The 24180-nt window shown below is 45.7% G+C and carries 22 protein-coding genes; 5 read left to right on the forward strand and 17 right to left on the reverse strand.

The window, feature by feature from the left end; genetic code table 11:
• Positions 1-5: 5 nt before the first annotated feature.
• The 12 genes from MSP8886_RS01950 to MSP8886_RS02005 form a co-directional block, all read right to left on the reverse strand.
• A complete protein-coding gene (locus MSP8886_RS01950) occupies positions 6-647 on the reverse strand; it encodes a TetR/AcrR family transcriptional regulator (RefSeq protein WP_245659003.1) in 642 nt (213 codons plus the stop codon).
• A gap of 142 nt (positions 648-789) precedes the next feature.
• Positions 790-1701, reverse strand: coding sequence for a LysR family transcriptional regulator (locus MSP8886_RS01955; protein ID WP_067012155.1), 912 nt, complete (start codon positions 1699-1701; stop codon positions 790-792).
• Between the two features lie 127 nt (positions 1702-1828).
• Entirely contained in the window at positions 1829-2989 is a 1161-nt protein-coding gene (locus tag MSP8886_RS01960) for a M20 aminoacylase family protein (protein WP_067012157.1), read from the reverse strand.
• Between the two features lie 3 nt (positions 2990-2992).
• The gene (locus tag MSP8886_RS01965; protein ID WP_067012159.1) at positions 2993-4507 is read right to left on the reverse strand and encodes an aldehyde dehydrogenase family protein; all 1515 of its coding nucleotides are present in this window, start codon (positions 4505-4507) and stop codon (positions 2993-2995) included.
• Positions 4504-5400 (reverse strand): NAD(P)-dependent oxidoreductase, encoded by an 897-nt coding sequence (locus MSP8886_RS01970; RefSeq protein ID WP_067012968.1) that lies wholly within the window; start codon positions 5398-5400, stop codon positions 4504-4506. The genes MSP8886_RS01965 and MSP8886_RS01970 overlap by 4 nt, the downstream gene beginning before the upstream one ends.
• A 125-nt stretch (positions 5401-5525) precedes the next feature.
• Entirely contained in the window at positions 5526-6008 is a 483-nt protein-coding gene (locus tag MSP8886_RS01975) for a hypothetical protein (protein ID WP_083200717.1), read from the reverse strand.
• A 1-nt stretch (position 6009) separates the two neighbouring features.
• On the reverse strand, positions 6010-6846 hold the full coding sequence (locus MSP8886_RS01980) for a DUF3100 domain-containing protein (RefSeq protein WP_067012161.1): 837 nt from the start codon (positions 6844-6846) through the stop codon (positions 6010-6012).
• Between the two features lie 417 nt (positions 6847-7263).
• Positions 7264-7950 (reverse strand): aspartate/glutamate racemase family protein, encoded by a 687-nt coding sequence (locus MSP8886_RS01985; RefSeq protein ID WP_067012972.1) that lies wholly within the window; start codon positions 7948-7950, stop codon positions 7264-7266.
• A gap of 62 nt (positions 7951-8012) precedes the next feature.
• The gene (gene gss / locus MSP8886_RS01990) at positions 8013-9914 is read right to left on the reverse strand and encodes a bifunctional glutathionylspermidine amidase/synthase (RefSeq protein WP_067012163.1); all 1902 of its coding nucleotides are present in this window, start codon (positions 9912-9914) and stop codon (positions 8013-8015) included.
• Between the two features lie 420 nt (positions 9915-10334).
• Positions 10335-10889, reverse strand: coding sequence for a hypothetical protein (locus MSP8886_RS01995; RefSeq protein WP_067012165.1), 555 nt, complete (start codon positions 10887-10889; stop codon positions 10335-10337).
• On the reverse strand, positions 10886-11806 hold the full coding sequence (locus MSP8886_RS02000) for a hypothetical protein (protein ID WP_067012166.1): 921 nt from the start codon (positions 11804-11806) through the stop codon (positions 10886-10888). Before MSP8886_RS02000 ends, MSP8886_RS01995 begins: the two co-directional genes overlap by 4 nt.
• 446 nt (positions 11807-12252) lie before the next feature.
• A complete protein-coding gene (locus MSP8886_RS02005; protein ID WP_067012168.1) occupies positions 12253-13143 on the reverse strand; it encodes a LysR family transcriptional regulator in 891 nt (296 codons plus the stop codon).
• Positions 13144-13299: 156 nt separating this feature from the next.
• Between MSP8886_RS02005 and MSP8886_RS02010 the strand changes: the two genes are divergently transcribed.
• Positions 13300-13782 (forward strand): CidA/LrgA family protein, encoded by a 483-nt coding sequence (locus tag MSP8886_RS02010; RefSeq protein ID WP_083200719.1) that lies wholly within the window; start codon positions 13300-13302, stop codon positions 13780-13782.
• The gene (locus MSP8886_RS02015) at positions 13775-14461 is read left to right on the forward strand and encodes an LrgB family protein (RefSeq protein WP_067012169.1); all 687 of its coding nucleotides are present in this window, start codon (positions 13775-13777) and stop codon (positions 14459-14461) included. Before MSP8886_RS02010 ends, MSP8886_RS02015 begins: the two co-directional genes overlap by 8 nt.
• 59 nt (positions 14462-14520) lie before the next feature.
• Here the strand turns inward: MSP8886_RS02015 and MSP8886_RS02020 are convergent, their stop codons facing one another.
• Positions 14521-15363, reverse strand: coding sequence for an alpha/beta fold hydrolase (locus MSP8886_RS02020; RefSeq protein WP_175365243.1), 843 nt, complete (start codon positions 15361-15363; stop codon positions 14521-14523).
• 443 nt (positions 15364-15806) lie between these two features.
• Between MSP8886_RS02020 and MSP8886_RS02025 the strand changes: the two genes are divergently transcribed.
• Positions 15807-16883, forward strand: a complete 1077-nt coding sequence (locus MSP8886_RS02025; RefSeq protein ID WP_083200720.1) for an alkene reductase — start codon at positions 15807-15809, stop codon at positions 16881-16883.
• 93 nt (positions 16884-16976) lie between these two features.
• Here the strand turns inward: MSP8886_RS02025 and MSP8886_RS02030 are convergent, their stop codons facing one another.
• The 3 genes from MSP8886_RS02030 to MSP8886_RS02040 all read right to left on the reverse strand — a co-directional run bounded on the left by MSP8886_RS02030 (position 16977) and on the right by MSP8886_RS02040 (position 19412).
• On the reverse strand, positions 16977-17252 hold the full coding sequence (locus MSP8886_RS02030; protein WP_067012173.1) for an Lrp/AsnC family transcriptional regulator: 276 nt from the start codon (positions 17250-17252) through the stop codon (positions 16977-16979).
• Positions 17253-17416: 164 nt separating this feature from the next.
• A complete protein-coding gene (locus MSP8886_RS02035; RefSeq protein WP_067012175.1) occupies positions 17417-18757 on the reverse strand; it encodes a sensor histidine kinase in 1341 nt (446 codons plus the stop codon).
• A complete protein-coding gene (locus MSP8886_RS02040; protein ID WP_067012177.1) occupies positions 18750-19412 on the reverse strand; it encodes a response regulator transcription factor in 663 nt (220 codons plus the stop codon). The genes MSP8886_RS02035 and MSP8886_RS02040 overlap by 8 nt, the downstream gene beginning before the upstream one ends.
• A 190-nt stretch (positions 19413-19602) precedes the next feature.
• On the opposite strand from MSP8886_RS02040, the gene MSP8886_RS02045 reads away from it, so the two are divergent.
• Both MSP8886_RS02045 and MSP8886_RS02050 read left to right on the forward strand, forming a co-directional pair.
• Positions 19603-20079, forward strand: a complete 477-nt coding sequence (locus tag MSP8886_RS02045; protein ID WP_067012179.1) for a DUF2271 domain-containing protein — start codon at positions 19603-19605, stop codon at positions 20077-20079.
• Between the two features lie 18 nt (positions 20080-20097).
• A complete protein-coding gene (locus MSP8886_RS02050) occupies positions 20098-22299 on the forward strand; it encodes a PepSY domain-containing protein (RefSeq protein WP_067012181.1) in 2202 nt (733 codons plus the stop codon).
• 193 nt (positions 22300-22492) lie between these two features.
• On the opposite strand, the gene MSP8886_RS02055 is transcribed toward MSP8886_RS02050, so the two are convergent.
• Positions 22493-24136 (reverse strand): methyl-accepting chemotaxis protein, encoded by a 1644-nt coding sequence (locus MSP8886_RS02055; RefSeq protein WP_067012182.1) that lies wholly within the window; start codon positions 24134-24136, stop codon positions 22493-22495.
• Positions 24137-24180: the final 44 nt, after the last annotated feature.

The raw sequence follows: 24180 nt of genomic DNA on the forward strand, positions 1-24180 counted from the left end.
GATTTTTAGGGGGTAGGCACTGGCCTCATTCCATCGAGTAACAGTTGAATGAGCACAGGGGTTAGCAAGGGGATCGTGTCATTATCGGCTTCCATTAGGGCATCATGACGCAGCAACATGCGACGGAAGAAAGTGGGTATGGCGTTTAATAGGGTGATGGCTAATTGATTGGCAGGAATATCCACGCGGATAGAGCTATCTTTTTGGCCCAATAACACGATATTGGTAAGACGGTGGTTGATAGTATTGGGTAAGCGTTGTGCGAGTTTCGCTCGAAACTCTGAAGGGATGCGTGAGCCTGCGTAGTAGCCATCAAATTCGGCGATAAAACGGTCATCGTCCTGGTATTGAATGTCGCAGTAGGCTTTCATCAAGACCTGGAGCCCATCCAGTATACTGGCGTAGTGGCCCGCCTCGATTTGATCCATGATTTTGTCGTAAACGACCGCTTTACGTTTCAGCACCACGACCAAAATGGCGAAACCTAAATCGTATTTATCTTGGTAATAGCGATAGAGCGTATTGCGGCTCATACCAATGGCACTGGCGATGTCCTTCATTTGTGTATCAGCAAAGCCGTTGGCAATAAAAAGTGCTTCTGCGACATGGATGATTTTGTCCCGAGTTTCCTCGGTTTGATGAACCATTCTTGCAATCATAGAAAATATTACATGTGTTATATTTATTTTTTCAAATGTAAGGGGCTACTCCAAACGAGTCAAGTGTTAAATAAAAATGGTCTGTCTTAATAGGAGGGGGCGTGAAACGGGAGCGGACTTGCGTTGTTGCTCAAAGATGAAAATCACGAATCCAAGCTTGCAGGTGTTTTAACAGTGCTAAGGGGGCTTCTGTTAGCTGTCGTCCTAAGCGTGTCACAAGATGTACCTCGCCAGAACACAAAATAGGATCGATGATGGGGAGTGAAATGACATGACCATCCTCTAACTCTCTTCTGACGACAAACTCCGGTAAAATGGTAATACCCATGTTCGAACGAACATACTCTTTTAGCAGGGAGAATGAGTTCACCGTGATGGAGGGTGAGAGCCGGACCCGATGCTTAAATTCAGCGACCGCAATCAATTGTCTGACGCCAAACTCGGCTTCTTGTAGAGCAATGGGATAGGGAAGTATTTCCTCTAATTCAATGGGGCGGTTGAGGTGAACCAAAGGATGACTCGGAGGCACAATCGCGCACAGAGGGTGGGATGATATTTCATGGGAACGTAGCTTCTGATTGTGAGGTGGGTGAAATAGCACCCCAATGTGTGCTTCATCTTCTTGTACGCGTCGAATCAGCTCATTGGACCCTGCAATATGCAGCGATAAGGTGATATCAGGATAGAGAGCCTGAAATTGAGGTAAGGCTATTGACATGATGTCGCCAATAAAGCCTTCTCCTATGGCAAGTGCAATATGGCCGGATTTCAATCCCCTAAGTGCTTGCAGCTCAGATAAGCACACTTCTTCATTGGAGATGGACTCGCGGTAATAATGTAATAAAAGCTTGCCTGCTTCGGTGGTACGTACGCCTTTGCGGTGGCGTTCAATCAAAATGCAGGCGAGCTCTTCTTCCAGTTGTGCTATCTGTCGGCTAACGGCAGAGGGCGCAACATCAAGTTTATCCGCCGCCGCTCGGATGGTTCCTAAGGCGACAGCCTCATAAAAATAGGCTAACCGCTTTTGATTGATTTCTTTCATAGTGTCTTACTTTCCTGACTTTTCCCATCTTTCAGACAGTAAAATAAAAAAGGTAGCAGGCATAGCCCGCCGCCAAAAATGAGCGCTGTGGGAGGGAAGACTCAACGCTCGCAATGACCTCAGAAAGTCACAATGACGTAACAGGTAATTGTTGTTTAACCAATTCACACCAGAATTGGATCGCTACTTCAATCACCTTGTCATTAAAGTCATAATAAGGGTTATGCAGTGCAACGGATTCGCCTTCATCCACGCCCAGCCAGAAGTACGCACCGGGACAATGGTCGAGCATAAAAGCAAAGTCCTCGGAGGCCATGGAGGGCTGAATATTGATGTGGGTGCGCGCCTCGCCACGACGTTGTTGGGCTAAGTCGGCAATGATGACGGCATTTTTAGAGTGATTGGTCGTTACCGGATAACCATGAGTAAAAGACAATTCCGCTCGGATACCAGGTGCCTGATCAGCACTGTCTACGTACTGCGCAATCAGTTGTTCCACTTGCTCTCGTACCTGTTTATTTAGGCAACGAACTGTGCCTTTTAATGTAGCGGACTCTGGCAAAACATTGATAGCTTCCCCACTATTGAACATGGTGATACTGACCACCGCCGATTCTAAGGGCGAAATATGACGTGAAATGATATTTTGCAAACGTAAGACTAAATCTGCTGCGGCAACAATTGGATCCACGCCCATGTGAGGCATCGCCGCATGGGAACCTTTACCTGTGATGGTTATCTCAAAGGTATCGAGAGAGGCCATCATCGCCCCTTCGTTCACGGCAATATCGCCGGCTGGTAATCCTGGCCAGTTGTGTAAACCATAAATTGCCTCCATCGGAAAACGCTTAAACAGCCCATCGTCTATCATCTTCTGGGCCCCGCCTAAGTTCTCTTCAGCGGGCTGAAAAACAAAGTGTACGGTACCTGCAAAGGGTTTATATTGGGCTAGATAACGAGCTGCACCCAGTAACATGGCAGTATGTCCATCGTGTCCACAGGCGTGCATACAGCCATTTTGTTGGGACTTATATGCTGGACTACCTAACTCTTGAATTGGTAGAGCATCCATGTCAGCGCGTAGGCCGATGGTTGGGCCCTCACCATTTGTTAAAGTACCCACAACGCCGGTTATGCCAATACCAGTATGAACCTCTAGGCCAAACTCAGTTAGTAAAGAGGCGACTTTTTGCGCCGTTTGATGCTCGGTATAGCCAAGCTCTGGGTGCTGGTGGAATGTTTTACGCCATTTCGTTGCGTCGGCCACCACTTGTTTCATGTCTATCATCCGTTACTCCAAATTTGCGCCATAGCCAAAGTTCGCTGCAGGTGTACGTGCGGTTTCCACCCACACACTTTTTACTTCACTGTACTCTCGTAGAGCGTCTAAGCCAGAAGAACGGCCGTAGCCACTTTCGCCGTAGCCTCCAAATGGTGACGCGACGTTGATGGTTTTGTAGCTATTAATCCAGAAAGTGCCCGCTTTTACTTGGTCGGCTATACGGTGAGCGCGCCCCACATCTCTTGTCCACACGGCACCCGCTAAGCCGAAGCGACTGTCGTTTGCAATGGCAATGGCATCGTCTTCATCTTTAAATGGAATGGCGACAACCACAGGGCCAAATATTTCTTCTTGGGCACACATCATGTGATTTTGGCCTTTCAGTACTGTCGGATTAACATAATAGCCATCGCTTTGCGGTACGCTAGGTAAACCATTCTGTATGATAGTCGCGCCTTCTTTGACGGCGTTATCCAGCATAGTCGTCACATGGTTATATTGTTTGGCATTATGGATTGGACCTATCTGCGTTGTTTCATCATGAGGGTTGCCAATCACAAAATGTTTTGCGGCTTGCGCCACGGCCTCGCAGAAACGGTCATAAATACTTTCTTGAACTAATAAGCGTGATCCAGAAACACAGCTTTGGCCTGCACCAGAAAAAATAGCCGCTTGCGCGCCACGTATAGCAAGGTCTAAATCCGCATCCTCAAAGACAATATTAGCGGACTTTCCACCTAATTCTAAGACACAGGGAATACCGCGCTCGGCAGCGGAAACGGCAATGCGTTTGCCTGTTGCAGGAGAGCCTACAAAGACCACTTTGCGAATGTCGGCCTGCTTGATAGCCACTTGTCCTGCTGTGTGACCATAACCTGCAATAACGTTGATTAAGCCTTTTGGAGTTCCTGCTTCGTGCGCTAAAGCACCCAATAATAAGGATGAAATCGGTGTTAACTCAGAGGGTTTTAGAATCACCGCATTACCAGCAGCAATCGCTGGCGCCAACTGCCAGCCTGCTGTAAAAATAGGGGCGTTCCATGGTGTAATTTGTAATACTGTTCCAAGTGGCTCGTATTTCACATAGTTAAGGTGTGAGGTTGGGACAGGGATGACCTCGCCGTGTAATTTATCGGCCCAGCCTGCGTAGTACTCGAACATCTCCGCGACTTTTAGCACTTCGACTTTGGCATCACGAATGGGCTTATTGGCAGCGTAGGATTCGATGATGGCTAAGTCGTCTAATTGTTCGCGGATTTTCATACCAATACGATACATGATTTGTCCACGAGCTTGAGCGCTCATATTCCACCAAGCCTTACCTGCTACTTTGGCTGCGTTGTTTGCTTGCATGATGATGCTGTCATCGGCATCGGGGTAACGGAACAATTCGCTGCCGTCGTGAGCCTGACGAATGACAATATTTTCACCTGAGCCTAGAATAAATTCGCCCGCTACGAAACTGGGTATGGTGTGGGCGTCGTTCCAATAACGTTTGATGATAGTGTCAAATATCGTTTTCATACCTCGTCCTCTTTGCCAAATAATAGTGGGTTCGTACATTGTGCGATACAACAAAAATCATCACTGTCGGCGAGCTTTTGAGCGCTATCCTCCCATAACGCAGCAGTTTGCATAGCCATTGGGAGGGTTAAGTTAAGGCTTTGTGCGAGTGTTTTTGCTAGTCCGACATCTTTGCGCATCAACCCCATGGTGAAGCCTGAATCGTAGGCCTTCGTCATTACCCAGGTTGGGAACATGGCTTGGCTGGCACCGCTACGTCCAGAGCCAGCATTGATAGCTTCAAGAACTTTTTCAGGGTCGACTCCCGCCTTTTCGGCGAGAGTCAGAGCTTCTGCTGTGGTAATCAAATGCGCCGCCGCTAACATGTTGTTGGCGATTTTGGCAATATTACCTGCGCCCACATCCCCCACATGTACGCGAACACTGCTCATGGCCTCTAGGACAGGCAAAACCTGTTTGTAGGCTTCCATCTCGCCACCGATCACCATACTCATGGTGCCAGTCGCCGCGCCTGCTGGTCCACCGGAAACGGGCGCATCAAGAAACGCGATGTTTTGTTTGGAAAATTCGGCGGCCACCATACGGCTGGTTTCTGGTACTGAGGTGGTGGTATCGATAATGGTAGTTCTAGGCGAAACGACATGAATCAGTCCGTTATCACCTAGGCAAACCGCTTCTACATGCTCTGCTTTGGGTAAAGACAAAATGATAATGTTGCACTGTTCTGTGAGAGTAGACAGATGAGTTGCTGCTATTACCCCTTGTTCAGCCGCTTGTTTGCACGCTGTTTCTGATAAATCGAAACCGATCACGGTAAAGGATTTTTTGACTAAGGTGGCTGCCATATTGCGGCCCATGTTACCCAGCCCAATAACGCCTATAGTGTTTGTCATATTTTGGATACCTGTTATAAATGCCTTGGTCATAATGGCACTCTGAAAAAAATTGAAAATACATCGGTTGCGTGTATTGTGTTGCGTTTAAGGCAACACAATACACTGAGTTATTAACCGATAGTTTAAAGTAGAGCGTTTGCTACTAAGGCAGAGCCAACGTAAGTTCCTGTGAAAACAAGAATGGAAATTACCGCAATTTTAAAACCAGAACGTTTGAATAAATCCACTTCCATTTTGGTAATGGCCATGGCGGCATAAGCCAACACCGGCGTCACGATAGAAAGGAAATTTAAGTTCTTCAGCTCAGAGAGAATGGCGGCAGAAACGGGTGACACTGGAATCGTCAACAGCACGCTTATTAAGGAGACCCATGCCACAGCCGGAAAGCCGATGCGGACATACTTCGTGAGTAAGAGACCGACAAATATCATCCCATAAATAATTAACATGGCTGGTAAGGCTTTGATTGGATTGATACCAGTGCCAGCCCAATTACTTGCCAAACAGACGATGGATACAACCGCTAAGACGACAAGACTTTCTCTAAAACTTAAATGCACTTCTTCTACTTTTGCTTCGATGCTGTTTTCAATGTTTGCATTCATCTTAGTTTGCTCCTTTATTCATTTTGCTAGTGGCTTCACCAGAGAGTTTCTTGTAGAACCATTCAGAGAAAGGCAAAGCGATAAATATGGCCACGTACAGTCCTGTGGCATTGGTCAATAGATTACTGGCGCCAGCAAAGGCAAGCAGTTCATCTTTCATAGTGGGGAAGGCTGTTGCTAAAGAGCCAGAGCAAGCTGCGGTCATACTGCCACTGCCGACACCACAAGCCATGGCAAGTGCTCTTGGATCAAACCAGCCCGTTGTCGCAAGGAATCCGGCTAGAATGGCAAAGTAAATGGTGCCGAACATGGTGCCCATCACATAGACTCCCATGACACCAATTCCCTCACTGCTCTTTAATCCATAGCGATCAGAAATCAATGCAATGTTTGGCTCTCTGGCAATTGAGTAAGTGGCGCCAATTGCTTCTCGTCGCATTTTGAAGACGAGAACGGCAATGGGCATTGCAATCAGCATGGTGCCTAGGTTGCCTAACTCCTGAAACACCATCGCGCTTCCCGCTTGTGCTATTTTCGGTAGGGCTGGACCAATCAAAGTTCCGAATTTAGCGATAAAGGGCAGAATGGCAATTACAATAATTGGCGCGGCAATCGATGCATTTTTTTTATTGATGATTTTGTTAGAGAACTTGGTGATGTTTGGGTTTACAAAAAGGCAAAGAATAAAAGAGTAGAACAAAGGTAAAAAAAGCAACTTTGCATTGGCGACCGGGATACTTTGGATACCGATCCATTCTGATAACACAGATACAATAATAACGATCAAATGTAATCGCCAATTCAATAGTAAACCTATTGCTGTGGATTGAGTTTTCATTGTCATTGCTCCCGTGATTTTTTATTTGGTGACTTATTGGAACTTAGTGATAGAAGCATCTTTTTTGTTGCTTTTAATTTTCCTTTTGTTGCGTTTAGGGCAACGCTAAAAAAGACAAACTTTCAGAGAAGACAAGTTTTTTGCGTATTTAATGCACTTTTTCAGTGCTGTAAAGCCATTTTCCTGGCTCTGTTCAATCAGCCTATTGCTGAATAAAGGAGATGGCGCGTAATTCAGATGATCCATAAAGGTGCAGTGTAGCAATGGGTGTGATCAGTGTGAGAAGCAGTATGTTTATCAATAGGCTGTTTTTATTACTAAAAACTTGTGAAGGCCCCAATTTTAGATGAATTTATTCTTATGAGTGAGGGTAGAGCTACTACCCTGTTTTTCTTGCGATAAAAATTTTGTTCGTGGTTAGCGGATTATTGGATAAGTCCGTGCTCGCAATGCATTGACGGCGCTTTGTGGCGTAGTTAATACAGGAAGGGTGAGTTGCTCGCGGAGACTTGGGGCGGCTTTCGCTAGAGAAAATTGACCTAATACCAGCACGTCGATATCGGGCAGTTGGGAGCAAGCTTCCGCCACTAGGCGGTTGTGGGTGTTTGCATCGCCATTTTTTAGCGCCGCTAACGCGCCTTCGACGAGTATTGGATAAATGCTGATGGCTTTGCCTTGTTCTGCGGCCATGGCTTCCAATTCAGCTTTTAATGCGGGTAATGACGGCCCAAAGGTCACCATTAAACCGATACGACTGCCCATGGCAATGGCCTCGGCAAAAGCCGATTCATTGGGACGTAATACAGGAATGGATAACTGACCTTTCACTGCATCGATGGCTGGGCCAAAGGCTGAGCAAGTAAATAAAATGGCATCGGTTTTATCTGCTTTGCCAGTGGTTCGAGCGGCGTAGTCTGCCAGGTCACTAAAACGTTGCATCATGTTGTCATCAAGTGTTCCCGCCTCTGCTAAATCTATGGCAAGGGAAGTATCGAGTAGGTCAAAACAAAAGGCTTCCGGCCACTCTTGAGCAAAGATCTCACGGGCTGGCGCAATGGATTCTTCTAGGGCGTGGATTAAGGCAATACGAGGCTGAGTGGCCACAATGTTCCCTTCAATGTTGCACATGAAGCACCAATACCACATTGGGGTATTGGTGCTGAGGATTATTTTTTATCCATGAGGTCGTCGTTTTCAATGACCCGTAAGGTCATTAAATCACTGTCTTTGGTGATGACCAAGCTGGGATCGACTCGGATACAGCTGCCCGCATAGTGTCCTGCCACGGAGAAAGTACAGACTTGCGAACGGTAACCTTCGATATCCGGTAGCTTCCATAGGGCCTGAAAGATTTGATCTTGATGGGAGAAACGCCCTTCGGTTTCTTCCATCAAGGTATCGCTTCCATCGTATAAGCTGATGTTAAAACCACAGCGTCCAGCAACCGGTTTGCTCACATAACCATGATTTTTTAACGAATCGCTTAAGTCAAAAGACGCTTCCAATAGATAGGGATGGTTAGGAAATAGCGTCCATAACACAGGTAAAATGGCTTTATTACTTGGAATCAGTGTCCAAAGTGGCTCGTAGACCATCACATCCTTACGCAATAATACATCCACTAAACGAGGTGCTGTACTGCGGGGGATATCGGTTTGGTAATCACGCAGGCGTTGTTCATCGTCGTCGCACTCGGCACGAATTTGATCCAGTGCGGTTTCCCATGCCCAGGTTTTCCATACCCAGCGGATTTTGGTGCCATCTTGGTCGACCACGTCGCCGTCTTCATCCCAGCGTAAACTGCCGACGCCTTTGATGACTTTGCACGTTAGTCCGGCTTTCTCCATGACGTTTTTCATAAAGAGGGCGTGGTAGTTCTCTTCTAAGTCTGTATCTTGCATGATGTGAATCACGCCTTTTACCGAACTGTTTTTCCACGCCTCTAATAATTCATCCCCCAGTTCTGTTGCTGAGCTTTCACCGTCTTGGCAACCATAATGTTTGGCCCATTTTTCTTGAATAATACCCGCTTCCATATAACAAGAAGCAGAGTCACAGTTGTACTCGTAAACTTTGATGCCTTTTTCTGACAAGCTAAAATCAAAGCGCCCGGTAATCATTTGGTTGCGACGGTTGTCCCAAGACTGGTGTATTTTGGGCCATAATGCCGGTGGAATATTGAAGCTAGACAGTAGCTCATCGTTTTGTAAAACATAATCCGTGGCGTGCATAAATAAGGCGTGTAGCTCATTCGTCGCGCGTTTCAATTCACGTTCAGCGGCTTCGCTCATCACCATGTATTGGTGATCATCTTCCTTGCGTGAAGCGAGTTTATGACCTTTCATCATCGCCACATAGGCTTCTTCGCTTGGGTTGGCAATATTCAACCAAGCACGTGTTTCTTGGCCTGTTTTCTTAACGTGACGTAATTGCAAATTGAACAGTGCAGGGTCGATTGGTTCAATGACCTCGGCGTGTGTATCGTCGTCGGTTTGCATGACCCAGCCGAGAATCGAAGCGTCACCGTAGGAGCAACGTAGCCAATAGCCGCCGTCGTCACTAATACGCGCTTCCAGTTCACGGGAATAGTCTTGGCCTTCGGGCCAAACTTGGTGCCCTACGTTTTGCTCGACGACGTAAAGGCGATCCGCTAATACCTTGGTGACAATCGCCACGTGCCCCGTGATTTCAAACTCACCCCCTTCATTCCAAATGAGCAAGGCCCCTTCCTCAGGGTGGCGTAAAGAACCATTGCGAAATGATTTCAACGGCAAGCGGCTTTCATCGGCAATTAGGCGCACTGAGTTGAGACGAAAAATATCATAGGCCATGGCCACATCGTCAAAAATATAGCCCTTATTGAGATACAGCCATCGGCGAGCAAACTCTACACACTGCCACTTGTAGCCCATAAAAATACCATCCACATAACTGCGGTAGGCGTGCCGGTTGGGCAGTTCTGTTTCATCGGCGGAGTCGTAATCGGATGAGTAAATGGGCACATTGCCAGGGGCCATACCTAACAAGGTGCCAAATGGCGCCACAGGTCTACTGGAGTCTGTTGTCATTGCGATGAAATTCCTCACACGGAATAGCGCTTCATAGAGGCGAGAAAAGGCGATAAGAATATCGTCAGGATGTTCGCAATATAGACCTAGATAAGTATCGCAGCAAGCGACTTTTTGTTGATATTGTGTGCGCTAAATATGGCGTTTTCTTCCCTATTATCGAGAGGCGTGATGGGCCAATTTTTAGATGGTCACGCTCTAAGCGTTTGAGTGATCTCAGCTCTTGAATCATGTTTTGGCGACCTTCAAACAGGCTCTGGGCGTATTGGTACACGACCTTGCCGCTGGCTTGAGACGGATCGTGGTACCATGCTTGCCCCATTCTAATAAGATCGAGCTAAGTTCTTCTTCCAATTGCTGGATGGCCTTGCTCAACACCGATTAACTAAGAAATAGGCTTACTATTTTCAACAGGTGCTATTATTTATTTTTATCCAGTTTTTTACTGTCTAGATACTTGGCTACTTCTACAACCTGTTCAAAAGTGCCAGTCGATAGTCTAGATTTGACACCTGTGTCATAACAATAGGCTTCTTTTTTTGACCAAGCCGTTGAGATCTTTGAACCGAATAATAAAGTATCATATGGGCAAGGAGAATAACCATTCGCTTTAGCCGCAATTGGCCATAAAATTGTATCTAAAACTATCACAGCAATACTGACAATAAGCATAGCAACAATAAGTAAATTTAATTTCCCCTTTAAAATTTTGAAAACATTTTTTCCAAATAATGTTAAAAAAACTTTATTAATTCCTCCTATTGCCATAGCCCACATCAGAAAAAATCCAGGTATTAATATCACCTGGCCAAGAGTATGAACCACAACAGGATACTTACTATAAGGGTATAGTTCAGTTTGGAAAACTTCATTAAAGGTATCAATCGGAGACCATGTAAAAACAACAGTCATCACAAAAAAAGCAACTACAATCCATAACTCTTTTGAGTCTATCTTACTAAGCGAACCTTTCAAAATATAAGACCTTGGCTAACAGAATTATTATAAAACTTCCCTACTTTATCTATGCCAATATTAAAAAAACCAACAGCTTCTCCAGCCGAATTAAAAGCAACTTTATAAAGCTTATCTTCTAATAATGGAGCCCTTTTTTCGACATAGTTTAAAGCATTAATTACCTTATCTGTCATATGATGAATTTTATCAAACTCATTCAATTTAAAACCAACGTATAATCCTACTACTACGCCAGCAATAAACCCTATAACCACAGAAGGAAAAAGAACTGCAGCAAAGGCAATAGCTAGGGCAGTTGCAGCAGCACCTATTGCGGCTTTAACAATATCAGTGCTGACTGTACCAAGCCAATTTGTCCAACGATAGTTATCTTTAAATATCCAATTTATTGTATCAAGCGTAGTGGAGAACAATACACCGATATAAAAACCGCCTACAGCGCCACTTTTCAGGCCTTGTATTCCTATTCCCATATTGATGATTTTAGTATGAGTTAAAAGATATCGGCTTCGAGTGATAATATTTCTTAGTCTAGGATTCCCCTTAAAGGAAACATATTGCCAGCCATTTCGAATGATAATATCGTACCTACCTAAAATATTACCAGATCGTTTAAAATCATTGACAAGTGCTAGAAAAGCAGGCGTATCTTTAATAATTGAACCATAATTCCCAGCCGAGGATAAGATAAAATCTGTCGCCTCTAAGCCAGTTAAATTGGATAGTTCCTCTTTGATTTGCGCTTCTGTCTTATTATAGAACTTCTGAGTTTCAAGCCAAAGGCAGGTGAACTCTTCTTTCGTGAGCACATAAACATGACATTGATTTTCTTTGAAGCCTTTTTCCAAGCGAGATTTGAATCTTTGACGTGCAATAACATCTTGAGGGCGTTGGTTTATAAATGGATCAGGCATTGACATCATCCTTTTTAAGCATGTTATTCCATTTAGCGGGGTATTTAGAATTCTAATATAAAGTAACAAAACATGACACACAAGGGTGTCATGTTTACAAATATTGTAAATTTATATGCACATTTTGAGACCTCCTCTAACTGCCTAAGCCTTAGGGTAGAGGTGCTTTGCTGAGTATATTTTGTGAGCTATCGTTGGATGGCTTTGCTCAAAGCCGATTAACTAAGAAATAGGCTTACTATTGAGATAATTGCAAAGCTGCAATTATAAGCAGTATTTCATTGTAGAAATCAAAAAAAAGATAGGCATGGGCTGCCGTTTCCGGCGACGATAGCGTTACTATACAACATCGACATACCCACTCTATGAATGTTACGACGCTTCAACAAATGTTGATATTCTATGCAGTAAAACGTGCTACTTTTTTACAGATTACATAGGCGATTTTAGGCTGCAGGAAAACGCTCTTTGATTAACTCCAACATGGCTTGTCCCGCAAAAGACAGTATCGCCTCCTTACGCCAAATGACGGAAAGCTGCCAGCGTAAATCCTTATTATCCAAAGGTTTTATAATCGTTCCTGGGGTGAGATGGCGTTCGGCAATCAGTTCTGGCAATAGCATCACTCCCGTTCCAGCCGCGACTAGAGCGAGGCCGAAATCCGGTTGGCTGACGTAGGTGACTTCCGTTGGTTCGAACCCCGCACTAAGACAGGCTTGATGAATCAACTTATTGAGTATGAAAGAGGCCTCAAAGGTGACTAAAGCACTGCCAGCTAAATCGCGCAAATTCACTTTGGCTTGTTGCGCTAATGGGTGACCATTGGGTAACACAATTCTTAGTGGATCATCATGGATGGTGAGCCAAGCGAGGTCTTCATCGTCAGGAATCAAGCTGGTGGCCAGTTCAATATCACCATTTCGTAATGCGGCTTCTTGTTCTGCCCCACCTCGCTCTAATAGTTCTATTTCGATTTGTGGATGTCGGGCGCGAAATTTGGCGATGATGGGGGCAAATAGCTCGGCACTGCCCAGTGGCGATAGGCCGATTTTTAGATGTCCTCGCTCCAAACGTTTGAGTGCCTTCAGCTCTTGAATCATTTTTTGGCGGCCCTCAATCAGGCTCTGGGCGTGTTGATACACCACCTTCCCTGCTGGCGTCAGACGGATGGCGGTACCGCGTTTGCCCCGTTCTAATAAGGTCGCGCTGAGCTCTTCTTCTAATTGCTGTATGGCTTTACTCAACGCCGGTTGGGAGATATGTACCTGATCTGCGGCTTTGCCAAAACTGCCGCCATCGACAATGGCAACCAGATAACGCAACACTCTAAGATCCACTGTGTTATGCCTTTATTAATGATTTAGAAAGGTCTATTTGTAACTACTTAACTAACAGTTATCAATTAGATATTTAACATTCATTATAACTATGTTTTTGGCGGACTTATACTCTACGCTTCTTCGATGCTTTTATAGGTGTAAACCAGAGATATCATGCGAACACTGCCCAGTTCTTTTTTCCATTCTATGTACCTGAAAAAACATGTGTTTTTTTATTGTTTAATGCAGTTGATGGCATTGTGTGGCTTGTTATGGCTTTGCAATCAAGCGGTTGCGCTCTTGCATTGGCATATTCCCGGCAGTGTACTGGGGTTAGGTATATTAGTGTTGTTACTGCTAACCCATGTTGTTCCAGAGCGGGCTATACAAGCGGGTTCTTCTTGGCTCTTGGGTGAGCTGCTGCTGTTTTTTATCCCACCTGTGGTGTCTATTTTGAAATATCAGGTGTTTATCCGTGATGATGGTTGGATGATTGCTGGTACCGTTGTGTTGGGTACCTTATCTGCATTGGTCGTGACGGCTTGGGTGGTAGATCGGTTGTATACCCTTGAGAAAGGCATAAATGACCGACGTCTCGCACGGGCCAGTCATCGGGAAAATAAAAAGAATGGTATAGGGGGGCAAAACCATGTCTGATACGCTGTTAGCCTGCCTCAGTTTTGTGGCCACTATTGGGTTTTACTATCTGACAAAATGGGCCTATCGCCGCAAAAAGATATTTTTCCTTGCGCCTATTTTACTGGCACCACTGGCAATTATTGGTTTTGTGCTTTTAGTGGGTATTCCATTAGACGATTATTTTTTGTACACCCATTTTTTGGTGATGATGTTAGGGCCTGCGACGATCGCCTTTGCGGTACCGATTTATCAACAAAGGTCGATCATTAAACGTTATCCCTTAACGTTGACCATTGGGGTGATTACTGGGTTAATGATGGGCATGTTATCCTCTTGGGTGCTTGTGCATATTTTCCCTATGCCGCCTGAGTTGGCAAATAGTATGTTGTCGCGCTCTGTGTCGACGCCCTTTGCTATGCAGGCTACGGTGAGTTTTGGGGGTATCCCAGACCTTACCGCTATGTTGGTATTAATGACGGGCATTGTGGGGATGGTGATCTGTGAGCCCGTTTTTCGCTATATAGGTATTCGTACCACGTTAGCCAAAGGCATTGCCTTAGGGGCGGCGTCCCATGGGGCAGGGACGGCTAAAGCCCGAGAAATTGGCAGTGAGGAAGGAGTCATTGCGAGTTTAACGATGATTTTTGCCGGGATTGCTATGGTAATAGGCTCGCCATTATTTGCTTTGATTATTTAGTAATACCCTTGTATGGCTGGGATAGCATCCAATCATCTACCTCCGTGTAGACCATTGATTTATTGATTAAAGATCAAATCGGTTAATACATTGGCTACCTTCTCTGGCGTTTCTACTTGTGGCGTATGTCCACATTCCTCAAGAATTAATAAGGACGACTTGGGGGTGATGGATTGAGCGTTTTTGGTATGTTCAATGGATATGATCATATCATGAGTACCATGCACAAAAAGTACTGGTACAGGACAGGTTTTCAGCATGGACAGTGTTTTTTGGTACAAGGCGGGGCGCTGGCCTGAAAAGTTTGTCATGAGTCTTAGGGTGCTTAAAAATGCTTTGTTTGCGCCAGGGCGCATCACATTGCGGGTGATAACTGCTTCTATTTTTGGGCGTTGTTTTTCTGGCTCATAAAAAATTGACTGAATTTGTTGATCGACAGCTTGCTTACCGGGTTTATTCATCAACTCTCCCAATAGGGGGAGTGACATCAAACGAAAAGGCAAAGGCGACTCTTTCCCTAGTGAGGCGGCATTAAGCAGAGCCAGTTTATTAACTCGATCTGGACGAAGGTTCATCATATGAATACTGATGGCACCGCCGAGGGAGTTACCCCCTAAAGTGATCGGCTGGTCAATGTTTAGCGCGTCTAGAAAATGCCAAGCGGCTTGCGCAAAGTCTTCAACACCATAGGGCTGGTTTCCGAAATCCGATAAGCCGTGTCCAGGAAGATCCCAAACAATGACACGAAGTTGATTGCCTTTTTCCAATAAGGCATAGGGTTCCTGCCAGGTTTCTAAGGAGGCACCGATACCGTGTGTTAGCAGTAGGATTGGCCCTTCTCCCCCCGTGTCCTGATAACGAATCTTGCGGCCATTGACTGAGATGAACTGGTCTTGTGGCAAAATATTATCCTCCGATTTATTGTTATTATCTGCGGTCATTTTCAAAATTAAAAAAGGTTGCTTGTTCGAGCTAGCATAAGATGTGCCTGCTTTAGATAATCTCTGACGATAATATAAGAAACCTATTTAACGTTTTGATTTTTAATGAAAAATAAAATATTTTTCCAGCGTAGGAGTAGGCTTTGATTAATATAAGTCCCGCTTATTTTGATCATATAATCAAACTGTCTCGCTTAAATCGACACCGGATGATGATTTCATTATATGGCGTTAGATTTTAATGAGTTGGGGGGCTACATTCCAACAGCGGCTCACCATGTACTGAGTCATCGGGATGGTTAAATTATGCAAATATCGAAGTATTTCGATATGGCGGATTGAATTCTTGCTTTCTTTCCCTATCTAATAGGTATATTCGAATTAACTTTGTATAGGAGTTTATTGTGTCAACGACCGAGAAAAACCTCTTTAGTCCCGTCACATTGGGCGATGTTGCACTGCCAAACCGCTTTATCATGGCTCCGCTGACTCGTACCCGCGCACCGCACCATCTACCGAATACCTTGATGGCTGAGTATTACTCCCAGCGCGCCAGCGCAGGCTTGCTAATCACCGAATGTACCATGGTGACAGAAGGCAGCTCGGCGTTTGGTGATGACCCCGGTATTTATTCCCAAGAACAAATCGAGGGTTGGAAGCTGACAACGGATGCTGTGCATAAAAAAGGCGGACGTATTTTTATGCAGATCTGGCATGCGGGCCGTGCCGCACACCCATTGCTTAACGGCGGCAAGGAGGCGGTTTCTTCTAGTGCTCTTGCTATTGATGGTGAAACGCATACCCCTGAAGGTAAAAAACCTTACACCGTGCCTCATTCGCTTACCGTGAGTGAAATCAAAGCGATCGTGAATGACTTCCGTCAAGGGGCAATCAATGCCAAAGCGGCGGGGTTTGATGGTGTGGAAATCCACGGTGCGAATGGCTATTTGATTGACCAATTCCTGCGAGAAAGTGCCAACCAGCGTACCGACGAATACGGCGGTTCTTTGGAAAACCGTGCTCGCTTTTTGATGGAAGTACTTGAAGCGGTCACCGAGGTGATGGGCAGTGGTCGAGTGGGTGTACGTCTATCGCCATTAAACAGTTTCAATAGTATGAAAGAAGAAGATCCTGTCGCTTGGATTCGTTTCTTATGTGAACAGCTAAACCGTTTTAATTTGGCCTATGTTCACGTGATGCGCGCTGATTTCTTTGGCGCACAATCAGCGGATGTGTTGAGTGTGGCTCGTGAGGCTTATCAAGGTCATTTAATGGTCAACATGGCTTATGATGCAGAAGAAGCCAACCAAGTGATTGCCAGTGGTCAAGCCGATAGCGTGGCCTTTGGTAAAGCCTTTATTGCTAACCCAGACTATGTGGAACGTGTGAAAGCAGGAGCAGATTTAAACGAACCTAATCCAGATACTTTCTACACCTCTGGCAAAGAAGGCTACACAGATTACCCCTTTATGACAGCGTAGCAATTAGCAACTTGTCATAAACAAAAAAGCCAAGGCAGTTAACGCTGTCTTGGCTTTTTTGTTCGCTAAAAATTTGAGAGCGTCACCTAGCGCTTACACACCTACTGAGAACATCCCTTCCAAATCGTGTTTGGAATAGGCTTGAAACGCCAACATAGTCTCGGTTTTCAAAATAAAGTCGATCTGCGCAAGATGCTGAGTAACTAATTCGGATAGTTGGTCGTTGTACTGAACCCGTGCAATGGCGGCAATATCATAAGAACCACTGACTGAATAGACTTCGGTCAGTCCGTCGATCGCTGCTAATTCCTCAGCCACTTGGTTGATGTGCTTTTTATCGACGGACAGTAAAATAATTGCAGTAACCATAGGTGTTTCCTCTTTAAACTTTTAGAGTGCGCTGTTATCCGAGTAACAACATCATAGCAAATAGTGCGCGAATTAAAGCACCTTAAGTTGCAATTTACAAAGTCGATAAGGGGGATATTCTCGTTTAACACCGTTTCTTTATTCAACATCTAAAATCGTGATGGCTACGTCATGCTATTTGTGCTTGGTTTGACATTGAGTTCCGCTTCAAAGCCACGTTTTCGGCCCGTCGCTGGTGATCTGAGATGCAAGGATATTCCCGCTCCTGTTGCAATGGCGTCAACGATGGCGAGCCCTAACCCCGAACCCGCTGCGGTTGTATTAGAACGTACAAACCGATTACGTAAGCGCGCCATATCTTGAGGCGGTACAAGATGACCGTCATTCACCACTCGCAACGTCCCATCGTGGGACAAAGAGACCTCTATTGGCTGGTCGGCTTGGCCGTGTTTAAGGGCATTCTCAATAAGGTTTCTGACTAAAATAGCAAACGCATCAGGATCTAAATGTGACGATACCGCTCTGTTGGGTAGGATCAGATGAAGGCGGTCTGGTGTTTGACGACTGAAGTCACCTGCGATCATTGCCAAAATCGGTATTAGGTCATGGGGTTGCTCAGACAACGCACCGCCCCCTTCTGCTTTAGCCAGTTCGAGCAATTTTTCAGATTGTTTTGATAGACTGTGTAATGAGGCTTCGACATCCGAAATCTGTTGCTTCAGTTGCACATCGTCAATGACGGCTTTAACGCGTTGCACTTTGGCAAGAGCGGTTGCCAAAGGCGTGCGTAATTCATGGGCGCTGTTGGCGGTAAAACTGCGTTCAGCGTCCAAGGTTCTACGCAGCCGTTCAAGCAGTCGGTTCACCGCAATAGCGATCGGTGAAAACTCGGCAGGCAGTCGATATGTACCGACAGGGGATAAATCGCCAGCGCCGCGTTTTTCAATGGCATGTTGAAAGTCAGTGACTTTACGAAGCGACAGGCGAATGATGAGTAAGATGCCTAAAAAACTGATTGGCGCAAGAATTAGCAGGGGGAACAGCAGCGCAACGATGGCTTCTTTCAGGTCTTCATCTCGATAAGCGAGCGACTCAGCGACTTCGATGAATACACGATGATTGAGAGCTGTGGTGGTATAGACTCGATGGGTGGCGGTGTCAGAAAACCCCAATAAGGGAGAGCGGTTAAAAAGCTGTGGATCAGCATCTTTTGAGCGTAGAAGGATATGGCCATGACGATCAAGCACTCTGTATCGCAAGTATTTATCGTTGTTTTGCAAGATCGGAATATGGGAGTTGTTTACCCCCAAGGCTCGTTTTTGGATATCCGCTGTGATCAAAGGTAAGATATGCTGAGTAGACCGCTTGAGGGCTTTATCAAAGGCCTCTTTCATTTCTTTTTGTACGACCAGACCCGAGGCTATCGCGCTTAATAACCATAGAATGGAGACGCCTAGTGTTAGGCCAATGCCGAGGTTTCTTTTTAAACTGCGTGTATTATTCATTGGTTTCTAGGCGATAGCCCATGTTTCTTACGGTGACAATTGCCTCGCGCCCTAGCTTTTTACGGAGGCGACTAATGTACACTTCAATGGTATTGCTTTCGATTTCTGCACCAAATTGATAGAGACGATCCTCCAGTTGTGAGCGCGATAACAAGGTGCCTGGCCGCTGAAAAAAGCCTTCCAGTACAGCCCATTCCCGTGCTGTTAGTTCAACGCTTTGTCCTTTCGACTTTAGGCGATGTTCGTTCAAGTCGACTTCTAAATGGCCTATTTTTACCAGTGGGTTTGGATTGCCCCGATAACGTCGAGCAACGGCGCTGACTCGAGCGGATAATTCGGACAAATCAAACGGTTTGATCAAATAATCATCGGCCCCGGCATTAAGCCCTTCAATACGATCAGACACCTGATCGCGTGCTGTTAGGATGATAACAGGCGTTGAGCTACCTGCTTTTCTAAGCTTTTTTAAAAAGCTGAAACCATTACCGTCGGGTAACATGAGATCGAGCAAAATCAGATCATAAGTTGTGTTAAGCATACTGGTTTCGGCAAAGCGCAAGGAGGTCACCCAATCAATCGCGTGCCCATCTTCATAAATCTGATCCCGAACAGCTTCCCCAAGTCCAGTTGTATCTTCTACCAAGAGTACACGCACGTTTTACCTCTTATTCTATGATCACAGCGTTATCGCCCATTGCCCAGACCTTCTTTGAACCCCATTAATCGACGTTCATGCTAGCCAGTGGGAGGTGAAAAAAAAGTCTTTTTCTCTCTCTGTTTCTTGTTCAGGTCAGTGTCAGGTAAAGGTTATAGAGTTCGTCCAACGGTTTATTAGGACGGATATTATGAGAAAGTACATTTTTTTGGCGTTAAGCCTGATCACTGCGTTCACTCTATCAATGTCAGCACAGGCACGAGAGGTGACCTTTACCACACATCTTGCTAGATACGATGGTAGTGGTGCGTATTTAGCGATTTATCTGGCGGATGCCCATGGCCGATACCGTAAAACAATCTGGGTGGCCGGGCGAAATGCCCGCTACTATTTTGAGCTGCCTGGTTGGGCTCGCGGTAGTCGTTTAAGACCTTCTGAATACGATGGTATGACAGGCGCTAGTGTCACCAGTGGTCGTACGCTGGTTGTGACCAAAAATATCCCTGATAACTTAATTAATAAGGGCTATCGGATTGTCATCGACAGTGCGGTGGAAAATGGCAACAGCAATCGTGCCGATGTCTCCACCCCATTAACAACGGCCGGATCCGGCAAAACGGTGATGGGGAGTGTGTATGTTCTCTCGTTTCGTTATGACCTTAAGTAAGACGATGAGGTGATAATAATGTTACGTAAACTACACGCCTTGCCCAGTTTATTTATGGCCTTGTTTCTAATCACCTTAGCAACGACCGGGGCCATGCTTTCCTTTATGCCCGCTATTCATAGAGCCCATGCAGTGGTGCCGGATAAGGGAGAAGTGAGCGTTGCCGCCATGGCGCAACGCGTTGTTCAGCATCATCCAAACGTTGAAAAGATTGACCGAAAGTTGTCTGGTGAAGTGGTTGTTTATTATAAAACGGCGAACCACCAGCCTAAGGCGGATTTAGTGAACCCGTTGACGGGGCAGAGTATAGGCCCCTACCAACCTTCTGCTTTTATGAGTTGGGTTGAAGACATGCATCGCTCCTTTTTACTGCACGATACGGGGCGAAAACTGGCCGGCGGAGTAGCACTGGTTATGGTGTTGATTTGCCTGTCAGGTGTCTTTTTATTGGTGCGTCGGCTCGGTGGATGGAAAGCCCTTATCAAACCGATTAAAGGTAACGGTGTAAAGCGTATTCACTCGGAACTGGCTCGGTTCGCTGTGCTGGGGTTATTGCTTTCCTCGTTGACAGGGAGTTATATGTCAGCCATGCGTTTTGGCTTTGTTAAGGATCATACTTTTATTCCCCCTTCCTTTCCGTCCAGCGTGTCAGGGGGCCAACCTGCTCCGGTAGGCTCACTGATTGCGTTAAAAAATATTGATTTAACCTCCTTACATGAACTGGTGTTTCCCTATCCTGGCGACCTCCAAGATTTTTATACATTGACGACAGAACAAGGGGCTGGCTTTGTGGATCAGTCGACGGGCACTCTGCTGAACTTTACCCGTTTGCCGCCGATGGGGGTATTTCAGCAATGGATCATCCGTTTACACACGGGGCAAGGAATTTGGTGGCTTGGTCTTATTCTCGGGGCGAGTGCATTGACTGTTCCGGTATTGTCCTACACCGGTGTGTTGGCTTGGTGGAGAAAGCGTCGAGTGAAGAAAGGGGACCTGGTGAATACGCCGAGCAAAGAAGCTAACACCATTCTTTTGGTTGGCACGGAGGGTCAAACGACATGGGGGTTTGCTCGGGATTTGCAGCGCCAATTGATTCGGGCTGGACGGCATGTTCACTGTGCGCAAATGAACCAGTTGGTGGAGGACTATCCTCAGGCCGATACGCTTTTTATTTTGACTTCGACTTATGGCAATGGGGACGCTCCGACGACGGCACAGCAATTTATGAACAAGTTAAAATGTTTTAAGAGCAATGCTTCGCTCCGGTTTGCTGTATTGGGGTTTGGGGACCGACAGTTTCCCAATTTTTGTCAGTTTGCTTTGGATGTCACCACTGCCTTAGAGCAGAAAGGCCTTACGCCTCTGTGTCATACCGAGTTGATTAATCGAAGTTCTGCTGAGCAATTTAGGGAATGGGGCAAAACGATTGCCGATTTGACGGGGTGGCCTCTGGCGTTGTCCTATCATCCGCAGCCTACTGTTACACAAACGCTGGCATTGGTTGGGCGTGAAGATTATGGGGTCAATGGTCATGCGGCCACGAGTATCTTACGCTTTCGTGCGGCGGGAACTCATTCTTTACCTTTTTTCGAAGCGGGTGACCTCCTGGGAGTGATGCCACCACAAGAGACGAGCGCGCGATTTTATTCCTTAGCGTCTTCGACAACGGATGATGTGTTGGAGATTTGCGTTCGCAAGCAACCCAATGGTGTCTGTTCCAGTTATTTACATGGCTTACAATTAGGTGATTGTATTGAAGGATTCATTCGTCATAACCCAGAATTTCGCCCCGCTGTTGGCCGTCATCCGGTGATACTGATTGGCGCTGGGGCAGGTATTGGCCCATTAACTGGCTTTATTCGGCAAAATACTCAGCGTCATCCGATGTTTCTTTACTGGGGCGGGCGTAATCAAAAAGTGGATTTTCTTTATCAGCCAGACTTGACTCGATACCTTGATGACCAGCGTTTGACAGGGTTGCAGACTGCTTTTTCACAGGGAGAAGATCAAACAACAGAAAAAGCTTATGTACAGGATAAGCTTTTGCAGGATCAGACAACTGTACGGCAATTACTGGAGCAAGGCGCGCAAATTCTCGTGTGCGGTGGTCGAGGCATGGCAAATGGCGTGACTCAAGCACTCAACGACATATTAGAGCCACTGCAAACGAACGTTGACGCGCTGAAAGCACAAGGGCGTTATTTGGAGGATGTGTATTAACGAGACTTTGACAAACTACTAGCAATAAAACGTTAAGGGTTCCATATTGTTTTAGCCTGAGTCATACCCTGTATGGCTTGGGCTAAATAACAAAGAACCATCATTTGTTTAGAGCAGGCCTTCTCTGGCCATAAAAAATGGGCTATAAAGATGGCCAGAGAGCTTGCACTGTCTGGCCATGTGGCTAAAAAGGTTAGTGAATTTTAAAGAAGCCCATCATTTGTTTAAGTTGCTCAGCTTGGATCGTCATCTGCTCGCTGGTGCTTGTGAGTTGTTCACTGCCATCGGTATTTTGGCGTGTGATGTTATCAAGCTGTTGCACGGATTGATTAATACGTTCTACCCCTTGGGTTTGTTCCATACTCACGTTCGCGATGGATTGAATTAATTCCGATGTTTGATGAATTTGCGGTACGACTTCTTTTAATAAGTTACTCGCTTGCTCACTGATTCGCACACTATTGTGAGTGATATCACTGATTTCTTGTGCTGCCGATTGACTTTTCGCCGCTAAGGCGCGCACTTCGTCGGCAACGACGGCAAACCCTCGACCTTGCTCACCTGCACGAGCCGCCTCAATCGCCGCATTCAATGCCAGTAAGTTAGTTTGTTCTGCAATGTCTTCAATGATGCTGATTTTATCGGCAATGTTTTTCATCACACTCATGGTCTCATCCACTGCGTCACCGCCTTGCGCCGCTTTCTGACTGGCATTTAGCGCGATTTCGTTGGTTGATGTGGCGTTTTGGGAGTTTTGGCTGATGCTGGTGGAAATGCTTTCAATGGCTACCGTCGTATTTTCCAAATTATCCGCCATAGACGACGCACTGCTCGATAGGTTTTGCGCGGTAATGCTCACTTGAGCACTGGCCGCAGCCATCTGATCTGTGGCGCTTTGGGTTTCTACTATGATGTCTTTAATCTGATCGATCATGCCGTTGGTGCTGCTTTTGATCGCCGAGAAATTTCCAATGTAGTCCTTGGTAATTCGTATCCGTAGGTCACCTTCCGCCAAGCGAGACATTTTCTCTGTAAGGTCCATGACTATCTCCTGAATCGTGTCTGCCATGGTTTTCATGCTAGCTTTTAAACTGGTGTTATCACTGTCATTCAGCTCAATGATAATGTCTGTGTTGCCTTGGGCAATTTGATTGGCAATTTCTGCCACTTCTTTAGGTTCGCCGCCTAGTGATTTCATGATATTTCGCAATATCGTGATACCCACAATGAAGACCACCACAATAACAATCACCGCAATAGATGCTTGTACGATTACAGCTTGCCAGATGGTAGTCACCGCTTTTTGTGCGCCGGCGTCGCCTAACTTTTGGTTGTAAGCGATGTGCTTGTTCAGTGCTTGGGTGAGTTGCTCGGCTTCCGGTGCGGTATAGAGCAAGACTTTTGTTGCTGCAGATTGCATGTTTTTGCGCGATAGATTGATCGCTTTTTCGCGTTTCGCGTTGTAGACCTCAAATGCTTTGATTTCATTGTTGAGAAGCGTGGCGTCTTCTTTATCACTAATAAGCGGTTTATAGCTATCAAACGCTTTGTAAACTTTTGCCACTTGGGCTTTTAGCTGATCGTCCACTTTTTTCTTTTGTCTTTCGTCGTTCCGTAATACATGCACATAGGATAAGCGGCGTACGTCGCTGATGGCACGGCTGATGTTAAGCATCACTTGAATTGATGGAACGGTTTTTACATTAACATGGTTAGAAGCTTCGTAAATATTTTTGGTTTGAAATAATCCTAACCCCACTAATACGATTAAGCCAATCACTGCACTGAAGATCAGAGCAATTAATTGACGTCGGACACTCATATGCTTGAGTCCCATATATCCCCCTTAATAAAGCTTTTATAGTTTTTATAGTTTTATGA

It is taken from the genome of Marinomonas spartinae, from assembly GCF_900089775.1.
GTDB classification, from domain to species: domain Bacteria; phylum Pseudomonadota; class Gammaproteobacteria; order Pseudomonadales; family Marinomonadaceae; genus Marinomonas; species Marinomonas spartinae.